This is a genomic window from Pseudarthrobacter sp. GQ63, assembly GCF_059758765.1.
The window spans coordinates 166,852-188,650 of record NZ_JCAXEF010000007.1 but is presented as its reverse complement, the minus strand read 5'-3'; the positions used below and the strand labels follow the sequence as shown (position 1 = coordinate 188,650).

The following is a 21,799-nucleotide window of genomic DNA, read 5'->3' as shown; positions in this document are numbered from 1 at the left end:
TGGTCCCGCCGTCGTCCGCCCCCCTTGACTCGGTGACGGCTTTTCCTTACGTTGGGGGCTTGCTGCCAGCGGCGGCCCAAAGGAGATCGAGCATGAAAGCTATCGTGCAGGACGTCTATGGGACCGCGGACGTGCTTGCGCTGCGGGATATTGCCCGGCCCGCAGCGGGCCACGGCGAGGTCCTGGTCAGCGTGCGGGCCGCCGGAGTGGAGCAGGGCGTGTGGCACCTGATGACCGGACTGCCCTATCTGGTCCGGCTCTTTGGCTACGGGTTGAAGAAGCCCAAAGTTCCCGTGCGGGGCCGGGAGGTGGCCGGCGTTGTGGAGTCCGTAGGCGCCGGCGTGACTCGCTTCAAGGCGGGTGACGAAGTCTTCGGCACGTCAGAGGGTTCTTTTGCGGAATACGTCTGCGCCAAGGAGGGCAGGCTGGCCGGGAAACCCCGGGACCTTTCCTTCGAGGAAGCGGCAGCGGCACCCATCTCCGGCGTGACAGCCTTGCAGGCTGTAAGGGACGCCGGCCAGGTCACCGTGGGCCAGAAAGTTCTGGTCATCGGGGCGGGCGGGGGAGTGGGGTCCTTCGCGGTGCAGATAGCCAAGGCTTTTGGGGCGGACGTGACCGGAGTCTGCAGCACGGGAAAAGTGGAACTGGTCCGGTCCCTCGGCGCCGACGCCGTCATCGACTACACACGGGAAGATTTTGCTGCCGCCGGAGCGCTGTACGACGTCATCCTGGACACCGCCGGCAACCGTCCGCTCTCCGTCCTTAAACGCGCACTCGCCCCGCGGGGCACACTGGTGCTGGTGGGCGGCGAGCGTGGCGGAAAACTGACCGGCGGCTTCGAAAGGTCACTCGCGGCACCCTTGCTGTCACTCTTCTCCCGGCAAAAGTTCAAAGGCCTGGTGTCGAGGGAGACTCACCTTGACCTCGAGGCCCTGGCATCCCTGATCGAAGCCGGGAGCGTCAAACCCGCCCTGGACAAGGTCTTCCCGCTTGCCGAAGCACCGGCCGCCGTCAGGTATCTCAGGGAGGGCCGGAGTCTCGGGAAAGTGGTGGTCAGGATCTGATCCATCTGATGCCGAAGGGCCCTTTCCCCGGACGGGGAAATGTTCCTGGCATCTCAGTCAGGCGTCCCCCTTGAGTGGTCGGGAAGGTCAGGCCAGTTCCTCCATGCGCCGTGCCAGGATGTCGTTCATGGCCAGGAGGCCCACGAGCTGGTTGCCTTCCACCACCACAAGCCGGCTGAGGTGGTAGCGGCTCATCAGGGCTGCCGCCTGCCGCACGGACAGTTCCCTCTGAATGGTGATGGCCGGGATGGTGGCGGCGTCGTAGACGTTCAGGAGGTCCACATCTCCTTCCTGGGCAACCACGGTGTCCAGGAGTTCCCGGTAGCTCAGCATGCCGTAGGCGTCGTGGGCATGCTGCCGGTCCACCACGAGGCTCTTGACCTGGCGTTCCTTCATCACGGACAGGGCTTCACGCAGTGTGCTGTAGGGGGAGATGGTGACGACCTGGGAGACCATCACGTCATTGACGATAAGCAACTTCTTCCTCCTCAAATTTGCTGGGCCTGCTCAGGCGCCCTCGCGGCGCAGATGCTCCTCAAACCTCACGACCTGCCTCATATCGATCCCCGTCAGATGCTCGATCGGAACAGCGAAAGCAAGCCCGCGCGACTCAGTTCCCTTCACCAGGATCGAATGGAGCTCCTTCAGGATTGGTGCGCCCAAATGCGAACCAACCACCATCAGCAACACGGACTGGGTGCCTTCGAAGGTCAGGCCGAAGAACGTCTTCCTGGCTTCACCACCAATTCCCTTGCCCGGAAGGATGGTGACCCCCGTAGCGCCGGCCCCCTGGGCGTGTTCGATGATCCTGTCTTCAAGGTCGTCCGGTGCGATGACGACAATGGCGGTGAATTTCATGCAGGTTCACTCCTCAGCCGCGGAATCTTCTCCATCACCATGGCATACACCATGACGGATATGACAGGGAAGATTGAGGCGAAGGCGATCAGGCCGAAACCGTCGATCAGCACATCCCTTCCCTCTACAGCCGCTGCCAACCCAATGCCGAGGGCCGTCACCAAAGGCACGGTGACCTCCGAGGTTGTGACGCCCCCGAGGTCGAAGGCCAGGGCGATGATGTACTTCGGTGCAAAGAAGACCAACACCATCGCCACCGCGTAGGCGGCCATGATGAAGTAGTGGAACGGGCCTCCCGCGAGGATCCGGTAGACGCCAAAGGCGATGCCGACGGCGACGCCCAGGGCGACAATGACCCGCACGGCGAAGCCGCTGATGCGTCCAGGCGACGCCTCCTGCGCCTGTTCACCGATGGCCACCAGGGCGGGTTCAGCCATAGTAGTGGCGAAGCCGATCAGCAGTGCGAAGAGCAGGATCAGGGCCGGCGCGCCCTGTGCTATGAGCTGCTCAGCCATCAGTTTCCCGATGGGAAAGAGACCTATTTTGAGTCCCACCACGAATGCGTACAGTCCCACCAGGACCATCAGGAAGCCGACGACGACACGCAGCGGGTGCGCCAGCCTGCGCCGCAGTGCCACGTACTGGAAGAACAGGACGACGCCCACAATTGGCAGTACCTCCCGGAGCATTGACCCCAAGCCCAGGATCATGCCCACCACCCAGTCAGCGGCGTCCTCGCCGGATCCGGCCGCGGGGGGTGCCGCCCCAGCGCCGCCAAATGAGTAGACCCAGGTGCCATAGAGCTGGACGCCGATCATCGGCACCATCACGCACAGTGCAACGAGGCCGAAGCCGTCGGCGAGGACGCTGCGTCCGCGGATTGAATTGGCCAGGCCAAGGCCTATAGCAGTGATGAGCGGCACGCTGACGATGTTGGTGGTGACACCGCCTGAGTCGTAGGCAAGTCCAACAATCTCGGGCGGGGCGATGTACGTCAGTCCCAGCACCACTGCATAACCGGCAATCAGGAGTTTGTACACAGCCCAGCCGCGCAGAACACGCATTACCCCAAGGACCAGGACCAGGCCAACGGACAGGGCGATGACAAAACGCAGCACCAGCCCGTTGATCCGACCTCCGCTGACGAGCTGGGCCTGCTCGGCGACCGCGATTACCGCCGGCTCCGCAACGGAGGCGGCAAAACCGACAGCAAATCCAAAAGGCAGCAGCAACACCAATGCGCCGCGCCTTACGAATTGATTTGCAAGGTTCTTGCCCACTGGAAAAATGCTGAGGTCCAGGCCGTGCAGGAACAGGGCAATGCCCCCGGCCACGATCAGGAGCCCGGCCACCAGGCTCAAAGGATCGTCGGGCACCGAACGGAACACCAGCAGCTGAAACATAAAAACTACCGCCACGATGGGCAGCAGGTTTTTGAGCGCCTTGAGGAATTCATTGCTGAATCGGCTGAGGTGCTCCATCGGGGTCCTCTCCCGGTGATGTTCCTTTCAGTGCCTGGGTATTTCAGTGTGCCCGGAGGGCAAAACAGTGTCCACCCCACTGCGCAGCCTGGCACCCGAACCGTGCTCGGAGCCGGACCGGGATTCCGTTACCCCGGTACGTCTGGGATTCCAGACACCGGGTGGGCTTTAATAGCGTCCAAGGCTCCGACCAGGGCGCATGGTTAAGTACGGGATATCGGACAGGGCTGCGAGGTCCGTAGAGCAGCGATGGAGGGAATGCGGTGTTGGATACTGAAGCCAGGCATGGAACCGGTGGCGAAATCCAGGTGGCGTCGAAGGGGACATCCAAAGTCCCCGCTGCCGAAAACACCCTGCGCATCCTCAAACTGCTGGCATCCCGGCGAGGCCCCATGGCGGCGTCGCAAATTGCTTCCACCCTGGGCCTGCCGCGCTCCAGCGTCTACCACCTGCTGGGGGTGATGGAAGCCAACGGATTTGTCCTCCACCTCCACGAGGAGCAGCGGTACGGGCTCGGCATCGGCGCGTTCGAGCTCAGCTCCGCTTACTCCAGGCAGGAGCCGCTCTCCCGGCTGGGCCGCCCGTTGCTGGCCTCCCTCGTGGATGCGCTCGGCGAGAGCGCACACCTGGCGGTCCTGCATGGGCGCGACGTGCTCTACATCGTTGAGGAGCGCGCCAAAAACCGCCCGTCCCTGGTGACCGACGTCGGCGTCCGGCTTCCCAGCCACCTCACCGCCAGCGGGCGTGCCATCCTTGCGGCCCTGCCCAAGTCCCAGGTCCGTGCGCTCTATCCGAACGCAGCTGCTTTCACTGCCCGGCACGAGGTGGCGGGCGCCATCATGAAGTACTCCGCGCTGTCCTCCCACCTGGACCAGGTAAGGCAGCGCGGTTACGCCACCGAACACGGCGAGGTCACGCCAGGCTTTGGCTCCATCGCCGCCGCCGTGACGGATCACCTGGGATGGCCGACGGCGGCCGTCGCCGTCACTTTCCTCGAGGACAAACTGCCGGCAGAGCAATGGCCGTCGCTCGCCGCGCGCGTCCAGAAGGTGGCTGATGAGCTCTCGGTTCGCCTCCACGGCCGCCCCGCCAGGTAGGCCCGTCCGGTATCCCGGACAGCACCGCTCCGAAGGCCCTGTTTCTGCCATTGCGGACGGGCTTTAGTAGATACAGAACTTCCAGCAAAACCACTACATGAAGGAGCCACCATGGCACCCGCCGATTTCACCACCGGTGCCCGCCCGGTCAAAGCAGCCCGCGGCACCGAGCTCACCGCCAAGTCCTGGCAGACGGAAGCGCCGTTGCGCATGCTCATGAACAACCTGGACCCCGAGGTCGCGGAGCGCCCGGATGACCTGGTGGTGTACGGCGGCACGGGCCGCGCTGTCCGGTCCTGGGCCGCTTTTGACGCGATCACCCGCACCCTGGAAACCATGGAGAAGGACGAAACCCTCCTGGTGCAGTCCGGCAAGCCGGTGGGCGTGTTCCGCACCAACGAATGGGCCCCGCGGGTGCTGCTCGCCAACTCCAACCTGGTGGGGGACTGGGCCAACTGGCCCGAATTCCGCCGGCTTGAGGCCGAGGGCCTGATGATGTACGGCCAGATGACCGCCGGCTCCTGGATCTACATCGGTACCCAGGGGATCCTGCAGGGCACGTTTGAGACCTTCGCCGCGATCGCCCGCAAGCTCTCCGGGGATGAGGACGGCACCCTCGCCGGTACCCTGACGCTCACTGGCGGGTGCGGCGGCATGGGCGGTGCCCAGCCGCTTGCCGTCACCCTGAATGACGGCGCGTGCCTGATTGTCGACGTCGACGAGACCCGCCTGCGCCGCCGCGCCGGCAAGCGCTACCTCGATGAGGTGGAAACCGATCTTGACGCCGCGATCGCCAAGGTTCTCAAGGCCAAGGAAGAGCGCCGCGGCTGGTCCGTGGGCTACGTCGGCAACGCCGCCGAGGTCTTCCCGGAGATCCTGCGCCGCCACAATGCCGGTGAGCTCACCGTGGACATCGTCACCGACCAGACGAGCGCGCACGATCCTCTGTCCTACCTGCCCGAAGGCATCTCGGTGGCGGAATGGCACCGCGAATCAGAAGCCGACCCGGAAGGCTTCACCAAGAAGGCCCAGGCGTCGATGGCCCGGCACGTGCAGGCGATGGTGGAGTTCCAGGACGCGGGCGCTGAAGTGTTCGATTACGGCAACTCGATCCGTGATGAGGCACGCAAGGGCGGGTACACCCGGGCATTCGAATTTCCCGGTTTCGTTCCGGCCTACATCCGCCCGCTGTTCTGCGAGGGCCTGGGCCCGTTCCGCTGGGTGGCCCTCTCCGGTGACCCCGAGGACATCCGCGTCACCGATGAGGCCATCAAGGAATTGTTCCCGGAGAACAAGCACCTGCACCGGTGGATCGACGCCGCCCAGGAGCGGGTCGAGTTCGAGGGCCTCCCGGCACGGATCTGCTGGCTCGGCTACGGCGAACGCGCCAAGGCCGGACTGCTGTTCAACCAGCTCGTGAAGGACGGCAAGGTCAAGGCGCCCATCGTGATCGGCCGCGACCACCTGGATTCAGGCTCCGTCGCCTCCCCGTACCGCGAAACCGAGGCAATGCAGGACGGTTCTGACGCGATTGCTGACTGGCCCATGCTCAACGCCCTGCTGAACACCGCCTCGGGCGCCACCTGGGTGTCGCTGCACCACGGCGGGGGCGTCGGCATCGGCCGCTCCATCCACGCCGGCCAGGTCTCCGTCGCGGACGGCACCGACCTCGCCGCCCGGAAACTCGAGCGCCTCCTCACCAACGACCCCGGCATGGGCGTCATCCGCCACGCAGACGCCGGCTATGACCGCGCACTCGAGGTCGCCACGGAACGCGGGGTCCGCATCCCCATGCAAGAGGCAGCGTCCGAAGCCCGCTGACCAGCCCCACATCCACATCGATTGCTCCGTAACTGTCGCTTAGAGCCCCGAAAACGACAGCTACGGAGCAATCGATCCACAGAAGCAGGAACACCATGACTACGATTACCCACGAACCGCTGACCGTCACCCTCGGCACCAGCGGTGTCACACCGGAGGACGTCGTCGCCGTCGCGCGCCACAACGCGAAGGTCACCCTTTCCCCGGAAGCCCTCGCAACCGTTGCAAAAGTGCGTGCGCACATCGACGACCTTGCCGCCAGCGACACCCCGGCATACGGAATCTCCACCGGTTTCGGCGCCCTTGCCAACCGGCACATTCCCAACGAACTGCGCACCCAGCTGCAAAAGAGCCTGATCCGCAGCCACGCCGCCGGCATGGGTCCGGCCGTGGAGCGTGAAGTGGTCCGCGGCATCATGTTCCTCCGTGCCAAGACCCTGGCCTCCGGCCGCACCGGCGTCCGTCCCGTGGTCCTGCAGACCATGGTGGACGTCCTCAATGCCGGCATCACCCCTGTGGTCCGCGAATTCGGGTCGCTGGGCTGTTCCGGCGACCTGGCGCCCCTGTCGCACTGCGCCCTGGTCCTGATGGGCGAGGGTGAAGCCGCCGGGCGGGACGGCCAGCTGTACGGCACCGCCGGCCGTCCCGCCGTCGCGGAACTCCTTGCCGCGCACGGCATCGAGCCGGTCATCCTCGCCGAGAAGGAGGGCCTTGCCCTGGTCAACGGCACCGAGGGCATGCTGGGCATGCTGCTGATGGCCATCGCGGACCTTCGGCAGCTGCTGACGACGGCGGACATCACCGCGGCGATGAGCGTCGAGGCGCTGCTGGGCACCGACCAGGTGTTCCTGCCGGAGCTGCACGCCGCACTGCGCCCCCACCCGGGGCAGGCCGCCAGCGCTGACAACATGCTGCGCGTGCTCTCCGGTTCGCCGATCGTGGCCTCCCATAAAGTCGGCGATTCCCGCGTGCAGGACGCCTATTCGCTCCGCTGCGCCCCGCAGGTCACCGGTGCGGTGAGGGACACGCTGGACCACGCGGACCTGGTGGCGTCCCGCGAACTGGCCGCGGCCATCGACAACCCGGTGGTGCTGCCGGACGGGCGGGTCAGCTCCAACGGCAATTTCCACGGCGCTCCTGTGGCGTATGTCCTGGACTTCCTGGCCATCGCCGTGGCGGACCTCAGCTCCATCGCGGAGCGGCGGACGGACAGGATGCTGGACCCCGCGCGGTCCCACGGCCTTCCTGCCTTCCTCGCAGCCGATCCCGGCGTCGATTCCGGGCTCATGATCGCCCAGTACACCCAGGCCGGGCTGGTCTCGGACAACAAACGGCTCGCCGTGCCTGCATCGGTGGACTCCATCCCGAGTTCTGCCATGCAGGAAGACCACGTCTCCATGGGCTGGCACGCAGCCCGCAAACTCCGGAAGGCAGTGGAGAACCTGCGGCGCGTCCTGGCGATCGAGCTGGTGACATCAGCCCGGGCACTGGACATCCGGACCCAGCTCTCCGGTGGTGTGCTGACCCCGGGACCGGCGGGCGCCGCCGTCGTCACTGCACTGCGGAGCGTGGTGGACGGGCCGGGGCCGGACCGTTTCCTTTCCCCGGAGCTGGAGGCGGCGGACAACCTGGTCGCAGCAGGGGAGGTGCGCCGGGCAGTCGAATCTGCCGTAGGTCCTCTGGCATAAGAGCGAACAATCTTCAGCACATCGGCACAAGGCGTCCACCTGGTGAAATTTCCAGCGACGCGGACATCGGGCGGACGCAGAGTGTAGTAGAACTGAAGGTGTAGTGAAAGTCACATCAAAGAGGCTGTGGCACGGAACATATACAAAGGGGTAGAAGTTCAAATGAAAGCACGTGGGGCAGTCCTATCGAGGCGCAATGCCCATTCCGCCGTTATTTCCGACTGGAGGGGCCTCCAGGCCGGGGAGCGCGTCGAGATCATCAAGCAGGCGCATGTGGTGGCCACCGGTGAGGTGGAAGAGGTGTCCCAGAGCGGAAATGTTCTGTGGCTTGTGCCGGCTGGTCCGTCCGAAAAACAGCTCTTTTTGAAGTCCGACGGCGTACAGGTCCGCCGGGCCTGACAACGCCGGCAACCGCCGACAGAAAAAGTCCCCGCCACTGCGTATGCAGCGGCGGGGACTTTTGTCTGTGCGCGAAAGAGGGGTCCGTCGCAGGCTGTCAGGCGGCGATGGCCTCGTATGTCTCGCCGAAGGGGACCGATTCGTCCAGGGCCACGGTGTAGCGGCCGGGGTGCAGCCTGGTCACCAGGATGCCGCAGTCCGCGTCCTGGGCTGCAACCTCAATGAGTTCGGCAACTGCTTCTTCCAGGCCCGTGTGGACGTCGCTCGCGGTGGAGAACTCCAGGTCGATCGACCGGACGGCCGGCGCGTCGGTGGGGGAGGAAACGGTGGGGATGCGTTCCATAGTTGCTGTAGTCATGTGTGAACTTTCTGTGTTTCATGCCTGAGGGCCGTCCTATCCTACCTGCTAGTCCCGGCAAATGTCAGATGACTGCTGTTTTTGGAGTGTCGAACGCCACCAGAAAACGGCAGGGCAGGTGCGCCACCAGTCACAATAGGGCGCGTTGGCGGCGCGTCAGCGCATCAGCAACGATGGGTACAAACGTGCAACGTCAGCTCGAAGGAGATCTGGATGAAAATCATGCGCCTGGGTGCAAAGGGCAAGGAGCAACCGGCCGTTATGGTGCCGTCCGGCCGGTGCTACAGCCTCCTGCCGCTGACTCAGGACGTGGACGGTGCGTTCCTGGCATCCGGAGGAGTGGACAGGATCCGGCACGCGCTGGAAGCCGGGTCCCTGCCGGAACTGGACGGAGCAGAGACGCTCAGAATTGGCCCCCCGGTTGCCAGGCCCGGCTCGGTGGTGGGAATCGGGATGAATTACGCCGCGCACGCCGCCGAGTCAGGGTCCGCGCTCCCGGAGATTCCGGTGGTGTTCCTCAAACCGGCCAATACTGTTGCGGGGCCGTTCGATCCCGCCCCCGTTCCGCCGAACTCCATCAGCTACGACTGGGAAGTGGAGCTGGGTATCGTCATCGGCAGGGAGGCCAGTTACCTGGATTCTCCCAGCCAGGCGAAGGAATGCATCGCAGGCTATGTCACCGCCAATGACCTTTCCGAGCGTGAGTACCAGCTCCCCGGGGCAGCCGGCCAGTGGACCAAGGGGAAGTCCCTCCCGGGCTCCACACCGCTGGGCCCGTGGCTGGTTCCGGCCGGCGAGATCGACGGCGGGAACCTGCCGTTGCGGAGCTGGGTCAACGGGGAGCCGCGCCAGGACTCCTGCACGTCGGAGCTCATCTTCGATGCCGCCACCCTTGTCCACCACTGCAGCCAGTACATGCGCCTGGAGCCCGGGGACGTCATCCTCACCGGAACGCCCGAAGGCGTGGCGCTCAGCGGCCGCTTCCCCTACCTCCAGCCGGGTGACGTGGTGGAGGTAGAGGTTGTGGGGCTGGGGCGCCAACGCCTTGAGCTGTTCCGCGCTGGAGAGTCCGGCTAGCCTGCTTTTACTGCCAGGACCGGGCAGTCGGCTTCCAGCAGGATCCGCTGGGAGACGCTGCCCATGATGAGCTTGCCCACCGGTGTCCGCCGGCGCAGGCCGATCACAATCAGTTCAGCGTTGTGCTCCTCCGCGGCATCCAGCACCTCCGCGGCGGCATCGTGGCCACGGACCGGCTGCTTGATCACGTGGTCGATGCCCTGGGTGGCCAGTCGGTCCTCAATGCTCTGGATCTCCGGCTCCTGGGCGTAGCGGTTGTCCACCAGCGCGTCCCCCTTGGACGAGTTGATGACCAACAGTTTGGTATTGCTCTTCCGGGCTTCGTGGATGGCTTGGGTCAGGGCTGCTTCGCCCTCGGGGGTCGGGACGTATCCCACCACGATGGTCATGGTGTCTCCTTCTTGTCTGGGTGGACGCTGCTGTCTGAGGGTGCATTGCCCTGGTGGGCTGCACCGTCCGGGTGGACAGGCAGATCTGCGTGCACGGAGCTGCCTGATGGGGCTGCCGGAGCCGCTTCCGTGGCCGGCGCCGGTCCGGCCGCAGCCGGGCGGTTGCGCCGGATCAGTTTGAAGATCAGCGGCCACGCCAGGATCAGCGCCAGGATGATGTAGATGCTGACGGCGATGGGCTCGCCCAGGAGGCCGGCGGGGTCGCCCGCACTCAGCTGGAGGCTCTTGCGAAGCTGTCCTTCGATCCGCGGCCCAAGGATAACGCCCAGGATAAGCGGCAGTACCGGCAGTCCGAAGCGGCGCATCATGAATCCCAATGCGCCCAGCACCAGTAGGAGGACCAGGTCGAACGCCTGCAGGTTCACCGAGTAGGCACCCAGTGTGGCGAAGAACAAAATGCCTGCGTAGAGGTACGGCCGTGGAAGCTGGAGGATCTTCGCCCACATCGGTGCCAGGGGCAGGTTGATGAGCAGGAGCAGGAAGTTGCCGATGAAGAGGCTCGCAATCAAGGCCCACACCAGGGGTCCCTCATTGGCGAACAGCAGGGGCCCCGGTTGAATGCCGAACTGGACGAACGCTGCGAGCATGACGGCAGCCGTGGCGTTGGTGGGCAACCCCAGTGCCAGCAGGGGGGTCATGGTGCCGGCAGCGGCCGCGTTATTGGCAGCTTCCGGGCCGGCAACACCTTCGATGGCACCCTTGCCGAATTCCTCGGGATGCTTGCTAAGCCGCTTCTCCGTGACGTAGGAGAGGAACGTGGGGATCTCGGCTCCACCGGCCGGCAGTGCACCAAAGGGGAAACCGAACGCCGTTCCGCGGAGCCAGGGCTTCCAGGACCGCTTCCAGTCCTGTTTGCCCATCCAGGGGCGGCCGACCGGGATGACCTGCAAAGGAGTGCGGCGCATGTGCGCGGCAACCCACAAAGCTTCGCCCACGGCAAAGATGGCCACTGCCACCACCACAATGTCCAGGCCATCGGCCAGCAGGGGCTGGCCGAAGGTGAGGCGGCGCTGGCCTGTGACGGAGTCCATGCCCACCAGGCCGATCGCCAGCCCGAGGCCCAGCGAGGCAAAGCCCCTGAGGCGGGATGATCCAAGGACGGCGGTCACTGCCACAAGCGCGAGGACCATGATGGCGAAGTAGCTTGGCGAGCCCAGGCTGACGGCGAATTCCACCACGATCGGTGCGAAGACGGCCAGGAGCGCGGTGCCGATGGTGCCGGCGACGAATGAACCGATGGCCGCCGTCGCAAGGGCCTGTGCGGCCCGCCCCGCTTTGGCCATCTTGTTGCCCTCGATCGCCGTCACCACCGAGGACGATTCACCGGGTGTATTCAGCAGGATCGAGGTGGTGGAGCCGCCGTACATGCCGCCGTAGTAGATGCCGGCGAACATGATGAAGGCGCTGGTGGGTTCCAGGACATAGGTGACCGGGAGCAGCAGGGCAATGGTCATGGCTGGGCCAAGGCCCGGGAGCACGCCAACGGCGGAACCCAGGATCACGCCGATGACGGCGTAGAGGAGGTTCATGGGGGTGAGGGCGGTGGCGAAACCGTCCATGAGGGAGGAAAAGACATCCATCAGAGAATCCCTTCCAGAAGACCGGCGGGCAGCGGGATGCCGAGGCCAAGGTAGAAACCGTAAAAAGTGAGCACTGCGAGTCCCACGGAAATGAGGCCGTCACGGACATTGTGCCGGCTGCCCAGGGCCCAGGCGCTGCCCCAAAACAGGACGGTTCCCGAGATCACCCAGCCGGCCCAATCGATCAGCAGGATGTTGGCCACGAAAGCTCCTACCAGCGGCAGGATGGTCTTCCAGTCGGCGGGATGTGAGAGATCCACGTCCTCACCGCCTTCGGCTTCGCCCTGTCCGCCACGAAGCACATTGATGGCGAGCAGGACGGCGCAGACCAGGAGCAGGCCGGAGACGATGTACGGCAGCGTCTTGGGTCCCACCGGATCTGACTGCGAATACGGGGTTACCAGGGCGATGGCATCCACCAGGACGAGGACGCCCGCCGCTCCGAGCAGGAGGGCGACCCCCAGCTCGGAGCGGCCTTTGAGCCTGGAAGTCAAAGTTGGTGAGGAGCTCACGCCAGGCCAAGCTTCGTGAGCACGTCCGCCACCCGAGTGTCCTGCTCGGTCAGGAAGGTTTCGAACTCGTCGCCGGTGATGAAGGCGTCAGTCCAGCTGTTCTTGACCAGGGCTTCCTTCCAGGCGTCAGTGCCGTGCATCTTCTCGAGGGTGGCGATCAGCTTGGCCTTGTCCTCGTCGCTGATTCCGGGAGGGGCCACGATGCCGCGCCAGTTGGTGAACACCAGGTCGATGTTGGATTCCTTCAGCGTGGGTGCGTCCACACCTTCCAGGCGCTCTTCACCGCTGGTTGCCAGGACACGGACGTCTCCCGATTCGATCTGCTGCAAGTACTCTCCGGCGCCGGATGCGGCAAAGCCCACCTTGTTGCCGAGGATGGCCGGGAGGAGGTCTCCACCGCCGTCGTACGACACAAAGTTCACCTTGGTGGCGTCAATTCCTACGGCTCCTGCAAGCTGCATCGGGAGCAGGTGGTCCGGGCCGCCGGGCGATGAGCCGCCGCCTACGGCGATGGAACCCGGGTCGGCCTTCCACGCGGTGACCAGGTCATCGATGGTCTTGTAGGGCGAGTCTTTGTTGACCATGATTGCGCCGGGCTCTTCGATGAGCCGGGCCAGCGGGGTGGTGTCCGTCAGTTTGGACTCGGACTTGTTGGTGTAGCTCGCGCCTACCACGCCCAGGCCCATGAGCATGGTGAGGTCGCCATTGCCCTTTTCGTTGACGATGCGCGCCAGGCCAACAGTGCCGCCGGCGCCTGCAAGGTTGAAGACCTCGGTGTTGGTGGCGACCTTCTCGTCATCGAGAACCTTGGCCGCAACGCGGGCTGTGGTGTCATATCCGCCACCCGGGGTGTTGGGGACCATGATCTGGAGGCCGGTCACCGGGCCGGCTGCGGCGCCGGAGCTTTCCGGGCCGGTGGAGCTGCTGCCGGTGGCACCGCAACCGGTGGCCATCAGGGCGATGCCGGCGGCGACGGCGGCGACTCGCAATGCGCGGATCTGGCGCATGGTGTTCCTCTTCTCAGTAATGCAATTCTCTACAGGATGATCAGCGGACCTGATCTGTGCTTCGATGCTAGGCCCGGCAGTGACGGCGATCACTCTTGTGTACGCAGAGAAAGTTAAGTTCATTGCGTTCACGTTTCCGGCACCCCACCACGCCCCGGTTTGTGTCGCCCTTTAGGCTGGAAGCTGCTTACAGGGCGGGGGACGGATATGGCGGAGCGAAGCGGGCGTTACGGAACCAAACCGGCGGCATGGATCGGCATGGCGGTGGTTCTGCTGGCGCTGGTGCCGGCAGTCGTGAGGGTTGTCGATGGACGACCGGGCTGGTTGGAGGCGCTGTACATCCTGGCCGGGGCCGGGTTCATCGCGTTCCACGCAACCCGGCTGGTGCTGCTGCACCGCGCCGGCCGGAATCCGTCCGCCGGCACCGCCCGGAGGGCCAGCGGGGAAGAGCACGACGGCGGTCCCCGCTGACTGGCCGCCTGGCTGCGGTATAGTTCCGGTACGCCGGGAGGGGCGGGCGGCGCGCCCTTGGGTGCCTGCGCTCCGCGTGCCTGCGGCCAGACATCTGAACCACCACTAAAGGAATCCACGCAGTGACGCGACGAAGAGGAATGTCCCTCGCCGGGCAGTACCTTGTGCTCCAGTTGCTGATCGTCCTGGCAGTACTCGTGGCCGTGGTGGCCATTTCCCTTGCCCAGTCCGCTGCCGCCTTCGAACGCACCGAGGGCAGGAGGGCGCTCTCCGCCGCTGAGGCGCTCGGTAACAACCCGGCAGTACGTGCCTTGCTGCCGGAGGCAGAGCCGCGTGTTGGTTCAGCGCTTCCCGCGGTGGCCGAGTCCGTCCGGACCGTTTCGGGATCGTCGCACGTTGCACTCGCAAAAGTGGACCGGACGGTGGTTGCCGCTTCCGATCCGGGCCTGCTGGGCAAGCCCCTGGAGCTCGGCCCCAGCAGGGTGATGGAAGGCCGGGCCTGGACCGGGGTGTTGGACGAAGGCGGAACCACCGTCCTCTCCGCCCATGTCCCGGTGCTCGATGATGCGGGAAAGATGATCGGCATCGCAGCCATCAGCCGCAACTACCCGTCCACCCTTGAACGGCTGGGGGACGCCGTCCCCAACCTCCTGACCTATCTCGGTGTGGCCAGCGTCCTGGGCGTGGCGGGGTCCCTGCTGCTGTCCCGGCGGGTCAAACGCCAGACCCTCGGGATGGAGCCAAGCGAGATCACCGGCCTGGTGGAAAACCGGGAGGCTATGCTGCACGGCCTGAAGGAAGGCGTGGTGGCGCTGGACCCCCACGAGCGCGTCACCGTAGCGAACGACAGTGCCCGGGAACTGCTGGGGCTGCCGCCGGACTGCGTGGGCAGGAAACTCGCGTCCCTTCCTGTGGATCCGGCCCTCAAAGTGGTCCTGACCCGCGACCAGCCGGACCCGGACCAGCTGGTGCTCGTAGGGGAACGGCTGGTGGTGCTGAACCGTGTTCCCATCCGCTCCCGCGGCCGCAACATTGGCTCGGTGACAACCCTGAGGGACCGGACAGAGCTGTCCTCCCTGGAGCGTGAGCTGGGGGCCACCCGGACCGCCACGGACACGCTGCGCGCGCAGGCCCACGAGTTCGCCAACCAGCTGCACGTCATTTCCGGCCTGATTCAGATCGGCGAGTACGATTCCGTGGTCCAGTTCGTCAACGGCGCCACGGTGGACCGGACCAGGCTCAATGATGAAGTGACCAGCCGGATCCAGGATCCAGCGCTCGCCGCATTGCTGATTGCCAAGTCCAGCCTCGCCACCGAGCGCGGCGTGGCACTGCAGCTTGACCCCGTATCCGCCCTGCGCCCGGTCAGCGACGATTTGTCCCGGGACCTCACCACCGTTGTGGGGAACCTGGTGGACAACGCGTTCGACGCCGTCACGGGGCTTCCCGGGGCAGCCGTCCGGGTGCTCGTGGAGGACGGCACGGACCATGTCACCGTTACGGTCCGGGACACCGGCCCCGGCGTCCCGGACGACGCCGTGGAGGACATCTTCCGCCAGGGGTTCTCCACCAAGGAGGCCGGCCCGGCGGACGGCCGCGGCTTCGGCCTGGCGCTTTCCCGGGTGGTCTGCCGGCGTTCCGGCGGGGACCTCACCGTGGCCAATGACAACGGAGCAGTCTTCACCGCACGATTCAAAAGAGGTGCAACGCAGCCATGATCAAGGTGCTGATCGTCGACGACGACTTCATGGTGGCCAAGGTCCACGCCGGGTTCATCCAGCGGACGCCCGGCTTCGCTGTGGTGGGCGTGGCCCACACCGGCGCCCAGGCTGTGATCGAGACGGAACGGCTGCGGCCTGACCTGGTGCTGCTGGACATCCACCTTCCGGACATCAATGGGCTGGACCTCATGCAGCGGCTGCGGGACGTCGCCCCGGAGCTGGACGTGCTGGTGATCAGTGCCGCCCGGGAGGTGGAGACCGTGCGCAAGGCCCTCCGCGGCGGGATTGTGCACTACCTGATCAAGCCGTTTTCGCAGTCGGACCTGCAGGAGCGCCTGGAGCACTACCGCAGTGCATACCAGGGACTGGATTCAGCCAAGGACGTGGCCGAGCAGTCGGACGTCAACCGGGTGTTCGGCCTGGACCGGACCGAGCGTCCGCTTCCCAAAGGCTGCAGCATCGAGACCCTGAAGCTCGTGGAGGCCACCCTGAATGCCGCCGACGGCGATCTTTCCGCGGCCGAGGTAGCCGAGCAGCTGGGAACGTCCCGGGTCAGCGCGCGGCGGTACCTGGAGTACCTGCACGACGAAGGAACCCTGGACGTGAGGCTCAAGTACGGGGTGGGGCGTCCGGAGCGGCGCTACGTCCTCAAGGGCCAGTAGCGCGTTTACGGGCAGGCAGCGCAGCCCGAAGCCTGACAGGAGTCTGCCGGATCAGCGCAGCAGCGTGTCCAGCAGCCGCGCGGCAACGCGCGCAGTCCGGCTGTCCACGTCCAGCGCCGGGTTCAGTTCGGCGATGTCCAGGTGCAGCAGCTTCCCGCTCCAGGCCACCTGCCGGCACACGGCGGCGATAACCGGGAGGGGCACGCCGTACGCGGCCGGGGCACTCACCCCCGGCGCCACCGCGGCCGGCAGTACGTCAAGGTCGATGGTCAGGTAGAGCACGTCGATCCCGTCAAGGAAGTCTGCCACGAAGGTGCGGACGCGTTCCGCCTCGCAGTCCTCGTCCAGCAGGTAGTGCACGCCCAGCGTCCGCGCTGTGTCGAAGAGAGCACGCGTGTTGTTGGGCTCGGAAATTCCGACGACGGCATAGCGGAAGTCACGCCCAGCGGCCGCTTCCGCGCGGGCCATCTGCAGGAACGGCGTCCCGGACGTTGCCAGCGGCTCGTCCCGCAGGTCGAAATGGGCGTCAAGGTTCAGGACGCCCAGCCGCTTCCCGCCCCGGACCGCCGCAGAGGCGGCCACCCCCAGGTAGCTCGCGAAGGCGGTTTCGTGGCCGCCGCCCAGGACTGCGGTCACCTGCCCGGCGTCGAGCAGTTTTTTGACGGCACGGCCGGCGCGTTCCTGGCCGGCCTCAAGGTCACCGCCTGACACCACGACGTCCCCGGCGTCGTACACGGCCCGGTCCAGATGGAACGCCAGGGGGCCCAGGACCTTGCGGATGGCCGCCGGTGCGGCCGCCGCGCCGGTGCGGCCCTTGTTTCGGCGCACGCCCTCGTCGCTGGCGAAGCCCAGCAGGGTGGCGGGCCTGGCATCATCCCCACCCGCAGCACCCGCATTACCCAAGGTGCCCTGAGCACCCGGAGCGCCTTCGGCGCGGGTGCCTGCCGTCCCGCCGTCGTACGCAGTAACTGCCTGCCACCAGCGGCGGTGGGCGGCGTCATCACCGTCGAGCCTCCCTTCCCAGGGCCGGGGCGGGAGGTCAACGTCAGGTATCAGGGGGGCCATGCTCCAAGCTCACCGCATGGCGACGCCGAAAACCAGCAGCGCCGCCGTCGCCATGTCTGGAATCCAAGATCGTCGGCGCCTGGGGGCAGCAGGGGCTATTGTGGAGCAATCCCTTCCCCCGGGGACCCCATCACTTTTTGCGCCGGACGGCGCACCATAGCCAGGCCGGAGAACAGCCCCGTGTTTGAAGCCCCCAGCGTCCTCTTTGCTGCCGCAGGCGCGGCCGTGTTTACCGCAGCTGTCCTTCCCAAGCTCCTGCGCAACATGCCGTTCTCCATGCCCATGGTTTTCCTGGGCGCAGGCATGGCGGCTTTCGCCCTGATTCCCACGCTTCCGGACCCGGATCCCATGGTGCACAGCGATTTTGTTGTGCACCTGACGGAGATCTGCGTCATCATCTCGCTGATGGGCGCCGGGCTTGCCCTGGACCGCCCTGTGGGCCGCAAGCGCTGGGCCACCACGTGGCGGCTCCTGGGAATCGCCATGCCGTTGTGCATCGTCGCGCTGACCCTGATGGGCCTGTGGTTCCTGGGCCTGGGCCTCGGCGCTGCCCTGCTGGTGGCCTCCGCCCTGGCGCCCACGGACCCCGTCCTGGCCTCCGAAGTGCAGGTGGGTGAGCCCGCGGACGAGGAGGAGGGCGCGGACAAAGAAGATGAGGTCCGCTTTGGCCTCACTTCCGAAGCCGGCCTCAACGACGGGCTGGCGTTTCCCTTTGTCTACCTCGCCATCGCCATCAGCATTGTGGGCTCATCGCCGCTGGCTTGGTTTCCCGAATGGTTTGCGGTGGACGTCCTGTGGCGGCTGGCCATCGGAGTGCTGCTGGGGTTCCTCACCGGAAAGCTCCTGGCACGGCTGTTTTTCTCTGCCGGCGCTGAAAGCCTCCGGCTGTCCAACCACTCGGAAGGCTTCGTGGCGCTGGCCGCAACCTTCCTCGCCTACGGCGTCACCGAGATGATCGAGGGCTACGGCTTCATTGCCGTGTTTGTCTGCGCGGTGACCATCCGTTCCGCCGAGCACACGCATGGCTACCACCGTGTGCTGCACTCCTACGTGGAGCAGCTGGAGCGGCTCCTGACCGTGGTGATCCTGGTCCTGCTGGGCGGCGCGATTGCCCGCGGACTGCTTGCGGGGATCGGCTGGGCCGAGGTGCTGGTGGCGCTGGCCTTCCTGCTGCTGGTCAGGCCACTGGCAGGCTGGCTCGGTCTGCTCGGCGGCAAAACCGGACCGCGGGAGCGGATCGCCCTCTCGTTCTTCGGGATCCGGGGGATCGGCTCGCTGTACTACCTCTCCTATGCGCTGGGCAAGGGCGAGTTCGCCGGCCAGGCGGAGTGGCTGTGGTCTTTCGTGGGGCTGGTGGTGGCACTGTCCATCGTGATCCATGGCGCCACCACCTCGCCACTCATGAACCGGCTGGACAAGCTCCGGGAAAAGAAAGCCCGGGCGTTGACAGGCGACGAAGGCCTGGCGCCCAACACTCCCGTGTAGGGCAACCAGGCCTTGGTTCCGTGCCGGGCGCCGGGCCTTGCTCCCGGGCCGGGGGCTACATGCTCAGTGCCGCCTCGATGGGACCTACCGCGAAGAAGAGCAGGAACGCGCCGGCGACGGCCCACATGAGCGGGTGGATCTCCTTGACCCTGCCCTGGACGGTGCGGATCAGGACAAAGGCGATGAAGCCCGCGCCCAGGCCGTTGGCGATGGAGTACGTAAACGGCATCAGGGTGAAGGTCAGGAACGCGGGGATGGCAATGCCCCAGTCCTGCCAGTCGATCCTGCCCACCTGGGACACCATCATGAAGCCCACCACCACCAGGGCGGGGGCAACCGCTTCGAAGGGCACCAGGTTGATGAGCGGGGTGAAGAACATGGCCACCAGGAACAGCAGCCCGGTGACGATCGAGGCCACGCCTGTGCGCGCGCCTTCGCCGATTCCGGCGCCGGCTTCCACATAGATCTGGTTGGAGGAAACCGACGCCCCGCCGCCCACGATCGCGCCGAGGGCGTCCACCTGGAGCACGCGGTCGACGTCCGGGATGTTGCCGTGTTCGTCAACTGTCCCGGCCTCGTTGGCCAGGCCCACCATGGTCCCCATGGCATCGAAGAAGATGCTGAGGAGGATGACGAAGGCGAGCAGGGTTGCGGCAACGAAGCCCAGGTGCTCGAAGGCGCCGAACGGGTTTGCCTTGCCGATCAGGGACAGGTCCGGGGCGGCCCAGCCGGTGAAGGTGGGCGCCACCAGGGACCAGCCCTGCGGGTTGGAGGTTTGCCCGTCGAAGCTCGGTCCGATGTGCAGGGTCATCTCCAGGAGCACCGAGATGAGGGTGGAGGTGATGATGCCGATCAGGATGGCGCCCTTGACCTTGCGCACCACCAGGGCGATGGTCAGGATCAGGCCAAAGATGAACACCGCGGTGGGCCAGCCAAGGAGCTTGCCGTCGTAGCCAAGGCCAACGGGCACGGTGGTGCCGGCGACATCTGGGATGCGGCGGACGAAGCCCGCGTTGACCAGCCCGATCAGCGCGATGAACAGGCCGATGCCCACCACGATGGCCGTCTTGAGCCCGTCCGGGACGGCCTTGAAGACGGCGGTGCGGAACCCGGTGAGGACAAGGATCAGCATGGTGACGCCGGAGAGCACCACCAGGCCCATCATGTCCGGCCAGGTCAGCCCCGGATTGGTGGCCACGGTGACGGCCACGAACGCATTGACGCCCAGGCCCGTGGCGAGCGCGAAGGGGTGCTTTGCCCAGGCGCCCATAAGGATGGTCAGGATGCCTGCCACGAAGGCTGTTACGGCGGCTACGGCGGTGAACCCCAGCGTTGTGCCGCTGGAGTCAGGGCCCGAGAGGATCAGGGGGTTCAGCACCACGATGTAGCTCATGGCAAAGAACGTGGCGAAGCCGCCTCGGATCTCGCGGGAAAGGTTGGAACCGCGCTCGGTGATCTTGAAGTACCGGTCCAGGGCAGAGCCTTGCTTAAGCATTAGTCCTCCGGGGGAGTCTGTGGGGATACCTGCATCCTATGGTGGCGGCGGCAGGGCGGCAGGCATTTTCGCCTAGTCTGTAAGGAAGCCAACACACAAGGAGCCGCCGCCGCATGCGTCCCATCCGCCAGATCCTGACCCTGGGGCTCGTGCTCCTCGTTTTTGCCGCCGGTGTGCTGGGCCTCGCCGGGCCCGCAGCGGCCCATGATGCCGCCGAATCCAGCACCCCGGCGGCCGGCGCGTCGTTGCCGGCGCCGCCCGAACAGGTCTCGGTGGCCTTCAACAACAAGCCGCTGGGCATTGGCGCCGCGTTCTCCGTCAAAGACGCCTCCGGTACCGAGTGGGCGGAGGGGCCGGTGGACATCGTGGACAACGTGGCATCCCAGAAGCTGAGGGCCGGAGGCCCGGCGGGGGAGTACACCGTGGCCTGGCGGGTGGTCAGCTCGGATTCGCATCCCATCGAGGGGACGTTCTCCTTTACGGCCGCCTCTGCCGGGCAGGGCGCCGCACCGGCAGCAAGTCCAACTGAGGGAGGAAGTCCGACGGCGGCGGCTACAGTCCCAGCCACCGGCGCCGGGGCAAGTACTGCCCCCGCCATGGGGACGGCCCGGCCGGGGACGACGGGCGAGCCTGAACAGGTGGGCTCAGGGGAGCCGTTCCAGTGGAGCATCGTCATCTTTGCCCTCGTCGCAGTGGGGCTGCTGGCCACGCTTGCCATCCTGGCCCGGCGCCGGCTCACAGCAGGCACGGACGACGAATGATGGCGGGTTGGGGGCCCGCCGCGGGCAGGGGCGCCGGGCGGCCTTAGCAGGTCAGGGCCTAGCCGGTTAGGGCCGCAAAGCTCCCGGTGGCCGGGTAGGCCACAGTGTCCGGGTGCACTCTGGCGGAGATTGCCTGGCCCACCGTCTTGGCTTGCCGCAGGACTTCCTTGGGGGAGGGCGTGATGAGTTCCCCAACGCCCACCAGGTAGATGCCGATGGCCCGCATGGCTGCGGTGAGGTTTCGGCCCACCGCCATGCCGAAGTCGTTGATCATGCGCCGGAGCTGGCTGTGGGCGCAACGGGTCAGGACAATGTGGTCCGCCACCAGGATTCCCGTGGGCGTATGCACCTCCCACTGCGGGGCTGAAGAAAGCGGCGACCCGCCGTTCACCATGGTCAGCTGGACGGCGCGGGTGGTGTTGCGCACGTCGACGTCGTGGCTGGCAGCGTAGTTCCGCAGGTGCCGCAGGATCTCGTTGCGTTCGCGAAGGTTCACGGAGTCCGCCGCGTCGCACCGTTGGAGGGAAGCTGTGTTGGCCGGCTGTGCGGCGCCAAGGAGGTCCAGTCCGTCCACCACTATCGAGTCCACGCCGCGGCGGCACAGCTCTGCAGCCACGGCCAGGCCGGACAGGCCGGTGCCAATGATCACAGTGGTGGTCTGTTCGGTCCCGGCATTCCCAGGCATGCTTGACACTACAGTTTCCCTCCTTCGAAAGTTTCGGCAGGTGCGGGCGTCCTCGCCCGCTCG

22 protein-coding genes are annotated in these 21,799 nt (G+C 66.1%); 11 read left to right on the top strand and 11 right to left on the bottom strand.

Features of this window, described 5'->3' with window-relative positions; translation table 11 throughout:
* Positions 1-92 precede the first annotated feature (92 nt).
* Entirely contained in the window at positions 93-1,064 is a 972-nt protein-coding gene (locus tag AC6CHP_RS13540) for an NAD(P)-dependent alcohol dehydrogenase (RefSeq protein ID WP_377193580.1), read from the top strand.
* Positions 1,065-1,151: 87 nt separating this feature from the next.
* Here the strand turns inward: AC6CHP_RS13540 and AC6CHP_RS13535 are convergent, their stop codons facing one another.
* From AC6CHP_RS13535 to AC6CHP_RS13525, 3 genes are read right to left on the bottom strand one after another with little or no spacing between them, the layout of a single operon-like run.
* Positions 1,152-1,541 carry a CBS domain-containing protein gene (locus AC6CHP_RS13535; RefSeq protein ID WP_104188031.1) on the bottom strand — a complete coding sequence of 130 codons (390 nt, stop codon included), beginning with the start codon at positions 1,539-1,541 and terminating at the stop codon, positions 1,152-1,154.
* Positions 1,542-1,571: 30 nt separating this feature from the next.
* Positions 1,572-1,922: a P-II family nitrogen regulator gene (locus tag AC6CHP_RS13530; RefSeq protein ID WP_104188034.1), complete on the bottom strand. Its 351-nt coding sequence runs from the start codon at positions 1,920-1,922 to the stop codon at positions 1,572-1,574.
* Entirely contained in the window at positions 1,919-3,403 is a 1,485-nt protein-coding gene (locus AC6CHP_RS13525) for a DUF1538 domain-containing protein (protein WP_188732015.1), read from the bottom strand. The genes AC6CHP_RS13530 and AC6CHP_RS13525 overlap by 4 nt, the downstream gene beginning before the upstream one ends.
* Before the next feature lie 266 nt (positions 3,404-3,669).
* Between AC6CHP_RS13525 and AC6CHP_RS13520 the strand changes: the two genes are divergently transcribed.
* The 4 genes from AC6CHP_RS13520 (at position 3,670) to AC6CHP_RS13505 (ending at position 8,408) form a co-directional block, all read left to right on the top strand.
* A complete protein-coding gene (locus AC6CHP_RS13520; RefSeq protein WP_498230423.1) occupies positions 3,670-4,500 on the top strand; it encodes an IclR family transcriptional regulator in 831 nt (276 codons plus the stop codon).
* A 111-nt stretch (positions 4,501-4,611) separates the two neighbouring features.
* Positions 4,612-6,321 carry a urocanate hydratase gene (gene hutU, locus AC6CHP_RS13515; protein WP_498230421.1) on the top strand — a complete coding sequence of 570 codons (1,710 nt, stop codon included), beginning with the start codon at positions 4,612-4,614 and terminating at the stop codon, positions 6,319-6,321.
* 95 nt (positions 6,322-6,416) lie between these two features.
* Positions 6,417-8,009, top strand: a complete 1,593-nt coding sequence (gene hutH / locus AC6CHP_RS13510; RefSeq protein WP_498230419.1) for a histidine ammonia-lyase — start codon at positions 6,417-6,419, stop codon at positions 8,007-8,009.
* A 162-nt stretch (positions 8,010-8,171) separates the two neighbouring features.
* Entirely contained in the window at positions 8,172-8,408 is a 237-nt protein-coding gene (locus AC6CHP_RS13505; protein WP_104188045.1) for a hypothetical protein, read from the top strand.
* Between the two features lie 97 nt (positions 8,409-8,505).
* Here AC6CHP_RS13505 and AC6CHP_RS13500 read toward each other — a convergent pair whose 3' ends face one another.
* Positions 8,506-8,766 carry a hypothetical protein gene (locus tag AC6CHP_RS13500; RefSeq protein WP_377193570.1) on the bottom strand — a complete coding sequence of 87 codons (261 nt, stop codon included), beginning with the start codon at positions 8,764-8,766 and terminating at the stop codon, positions 8,506-8,508.
* A 213-nt stretch (positions 8,767-8,979) separates the two neighbouring features.
* On the opposite strand from AC6CHP_RS13500, the gene AC6CHP_RS13495 reads away from it, so the two are divergent.
* Entirely contained in the window at positions 8,980-9,843 is an 864-nt protein-coding gene (locus AC6CHP_RS13495; RefSeq protein ID WP_498230416.1) for a fumarylacetoacetate hydrolase family protein, read from the top strand.
* Here the strand turns inward: AC6CHP_RS13495 and AC6CHP_RS13490 are convergent.
* The 4 genes from AC6CHP_RS13490 to AC6CHP_RS13475 are packed head-to-tail and all read right to left on the bottom strand — an operon-like array spanning position 9,840 to position 13,391.
* Positions 9,840-10,232, bottom strand: a complete 393-nt coding sequence (locus AC6CHP_RS13490; RefSeq protein ID WP_066273479.1) for a universal stress protein — start codon at positions 10,230-10,232, stop codon at positions 9,840-9,842. The genes AC6CHP_RS13495 and AC6CHP_RS13490 overlap by 4 nt on opposite strands.
* Complete coding sequence (locus tag AC6CHP_RS13485) at positions 10,229-11,872, bottom strand: tripartite tricarboxylate transporter permease (RefSeq protein WP_377193566.1); 1,644 nt, start codon at positions 11,870-11,872, stop codon at positions 10,229-10,231. The genes AC6CHP_RS13490 and AC6CHP_RS13485 overlap by 4 nt, the downstream gene beginning before the upstream one ends.
* Positions 11,872-12,384 (bottom strand): tripartite tricarboxylate transporter TctB family protein, encoded by a 513-nt coding sequence (locus tag AC6CHP_RS13480; protein WP_498230413.1) that lies wholly within the window; start codon positions 12,382-12,384, stop codon positions 11,872-11,874. The genes AC6CHP_RS13485 and AC6CHP_RS13480 overlap by 1 nt, the downstream gene beginning before the upstream one ends.
* Positions 12,381-13,391 carry a Bug family tripartite tricarboxylate transporter substrate binding protein gene (locus tag AC6CHP_RS13475; protein ID WP_188732009.1) on the bottom strand — a complete coding sequence of 337 codons (1,011 nt, stop codon included), beginning with the start codon at positions 13,389-13,391 and terminating at the stop codon, positions 12,381-12,383. Before AC6CHP_RS13475 ends, AC6CHP_RS13480 begins: the two co-directional genes overlap by 4 nt.
* A gap of 207 nt (positions 13,392-13,598) precedes the next feature.
* Between AC6CHP_RS13475 and AC6CHP_RS13470 the strand changes: the two genes are divergently transcribed.
* From AC6CHP_RS13470 to AC6CHP_RS13460, 3 genes are all read left to right on the top strand, one after another.
* The gene (locus AC6CHP_RS13470) at positions 13,599-13,862 is read left to right on the top strand and encodes a hypothetical protein (RefSeq protein ID WP_498230411.1); all 264 of its coding nucleotides are present in this window, start codon (positions 13,599-13,601) and stop codon (positions 13,860-13,862) included.
* A gap of 140 nt (positions 13,863-14,002) precedes the next feature.
* Positions 14,003-15,580: a sensor histidine kinase gene (locus AC6CHP_RS13465; RefSeq protein WP_498230466.1), complete on the top strand. Its 1,578-nt coding sequence runs from the start codon at positions 14,003-14,005 to the stop codon at positions 15,578-15,580.
* The gene (locus tag AC6CHP_RS13460) at positions 15,577-16,245 is read left to right on the top strand and encodes a response regulator (protein ID WP_188732005.1); all 669 of its coding nucleotides are present in this window, start codon (positions 15,577-15,579) and stop codon (positions 16,243-16,245) included. The genes AC6CHP_RS13465 and AC6CHP_RS13460 overlap by 4 nt, the downstream gene beginning before the upstream one ends.
* A gap of 51 nt (positions 16,246-16,296) precedes the next feature.
* On the opposite strand, the gene hutG is transcribed toward AC6CHP_RS13460, so the two are convergent.
* Entirely contained in the window at positions 16,297-17,310 is a 1,014-nt protein-coding gene (gene hutG / locus AC6CHP_RS13455; RefSeq protein ID WP_498230409.1) for a formimidoylglutamase, read from the bottom strand.
* A 180-nt stretch (positions 17,311-17,490) separates the two neighbouring features.
* Between hutG and AC6CHP_RS13450 the strand changes: the two genes are divergently transcribed.
* Entirely contained in the window at positions 17,491-18,795 is a 1,305-nt protein-coding gene (locus AC6CHP_RS13450; protein ID WP_498230407.1) for a cation:proton antiporter, read from the top strand.
* A 55-nt stretch (positions 18,796-18,850) separates the two neighbouring features.
* Here AC6CHP_RS13450 and AC6CHP_RS13445 read toward each other — a convergent pair whose 3' ends face one another.
* Positions 18,851-20,290 carry an NCS2 family permease gene (locus tag AC6CHP_RS13445; RefSeq protein WP_498230405.1) on the bottom strand — a complete coding sequence of 480 codons (1,440 nt, stop codon included), beginning with the start codon at positions 20,288-20,290 and terminating at the stop codon, positions 18,851-18,853.
* Positions 20,291-20,403: 113 nt separating this feature from the next.
* Here AC6CHP_RS13445 and AC6CHP_RS13440 point away from each other — a divergent pair, with 113 nt between their 5' ends.
* Positions 20,404-21,051 carry a copper resistance CopC family protein gene (locus AC6CHP_RS13440; protein ID WP_498230403.1) on the top strand — a complete coding sequence of 216 codons (648 nt, stop codon included), beginning with the start codon at positions 20,404-20,406 and terminating at the stop codon, positions 21,049-21,051.
* A gap of 58 nt (positions 21,052-21,109) precedes the next feature.
* Here the strand turns inward: AC6CHP_RS13440 and AC6CHP_RS13435 are convergent, their stop codons facing one another.
* Positions 21,110-21,736: an NAD(P)-binding protein gene (locus AC6CHP_RS13435; protein WP_498230464.1), complete on the bottom strand. Its 627-nt coding sequence runs from the start codon at positions 21,734-21,736 to the stop codon at positions 21,110-21,112.
* Between the last annotated feature and the right edge of the window lie 63 nt (positions 21,737-21,799).

Coding starts and splice junctions, on each gene's coding strand:
- AC6CHP_RS13540 (WP_377193580.1), top strand. CDS start 93: ATGAAAGCTATCGTGCAGGACGTCTATGGGACCGCGGACGTGCTTGCG.
- AC6CHP_RS13530 (WP_104188034.1), bottom strand. CDS start 1,922: ATGAAATTCACCGCCATTGTCGTCATCGCACCGGACGACCTTGAAGAC.
- AC6CHP_RS13525 (WP_188732015.1), bottom strand. CDS start 3,403: ATGGAGCACCTCAGCCGATTCAGCAATGAATTCCTCAAGGCGCTCAAA.
- hutU (WP_498230421.1), top strand. CDS start 4,612: ATGGCACCCGCCGATTTCACCACCGGTGCCCGCCCGGTCAAAGCAGCC.
- hutH (WP_498230419.1), top strand. CDS start 6,417: ATGACTACGATTACCCACGAACCGCTGACCGTCACCCTCGGCACCAGC.
- AC6CHP_RS13505 (WP_104188045.1), top strand. CDS start 8,172: ATGAAAGCACGTGGGGCAGTCCTATCGAGGCGCAATGCCCATTCCGCC.
- AC6CHP_RS13500 (WP_377193570.1), bottom strand. CDS start 8,766: ATGACTACAGCAACTATGGAACGCATCCCCACCGTTTCCTCCCCCACC.
- AC6CHP_RS13495 (WP_498230416.1), top strand. CDS start 8,980: ATGAAAATCATGCGCCTGGGTGCAAAGGGCAAGGAGCAACCGGCCGTT.
- AC6CHP_RS13490 (WP_066273479.1), bottom strand. CDS start 10,232: ATGACCATCGTGGTGGGATACGTCCCGACCCCCGAGGGCGAAGCAGCC.
- AC6CHP_RS13485 (WP_377193566.1), bottom strand. CDS start 11,872: ATGGATGTCTTTTCCTCCCTCATGGACGGTTTCGCCACCGCCCTCACC.
- AC6CHP_RS13475 (WP_188732009.1), bottom strand. CDS start 13,391: ATGCGCCAGATCCGCGCATTGCGAGTCGCCGCCGTCGCCGCCGGCATC.
- AC6CHP_RS13470 (WP_498230411.1), top strand. CDS start 13,599: ATGGCGGAGCGAAGCGGGCGTTACGGAACCAAACCGGCGGCATGGATC.
- AC6CHP_RS13465 (WP_498230466.1), top strand. CDS start 14,003: ATGTCCCTCGCCGGGCAGTACCTTGTGCTCCAGTTGCTGATCGTCCTG.
- AC6CHP_RS13460 (WP_188732005.1), top strand. CDS start 15,577: ATGATCAAGGTGCTGATCGTCGACGACGACTTCATGGTGGCCAAGGTC.
- hutG (WP_498230409.1), bottom strand. CDS start 17,310: ATGGCCCCCCTGATACCTGACGTTGACCTCCCGCCCCGGCCCTGGGAA.
- AC6CHP_RS13445 (WP_498230405.1), bottom strand. CDS start 20,290: ATGCTTAAGCAAGGCTCTGCCCTGGACCGGTACTTCAAGATCACCGAG.
- AC6CHP_RS13440 (WP_498230403.1), top strand. CDS start 20,404: ATGCGTCCCATCCGCCAGATCCTGACCCTGGGGCTCGTGCTCCTCGTT.
- AC6CHP_RS13435 (WP_498230464.1), bottom strand. CDS start 21,736: ATGCCTGGGAATGCCGGGACCGAACAGACCACCACTGTGATCATTGGC.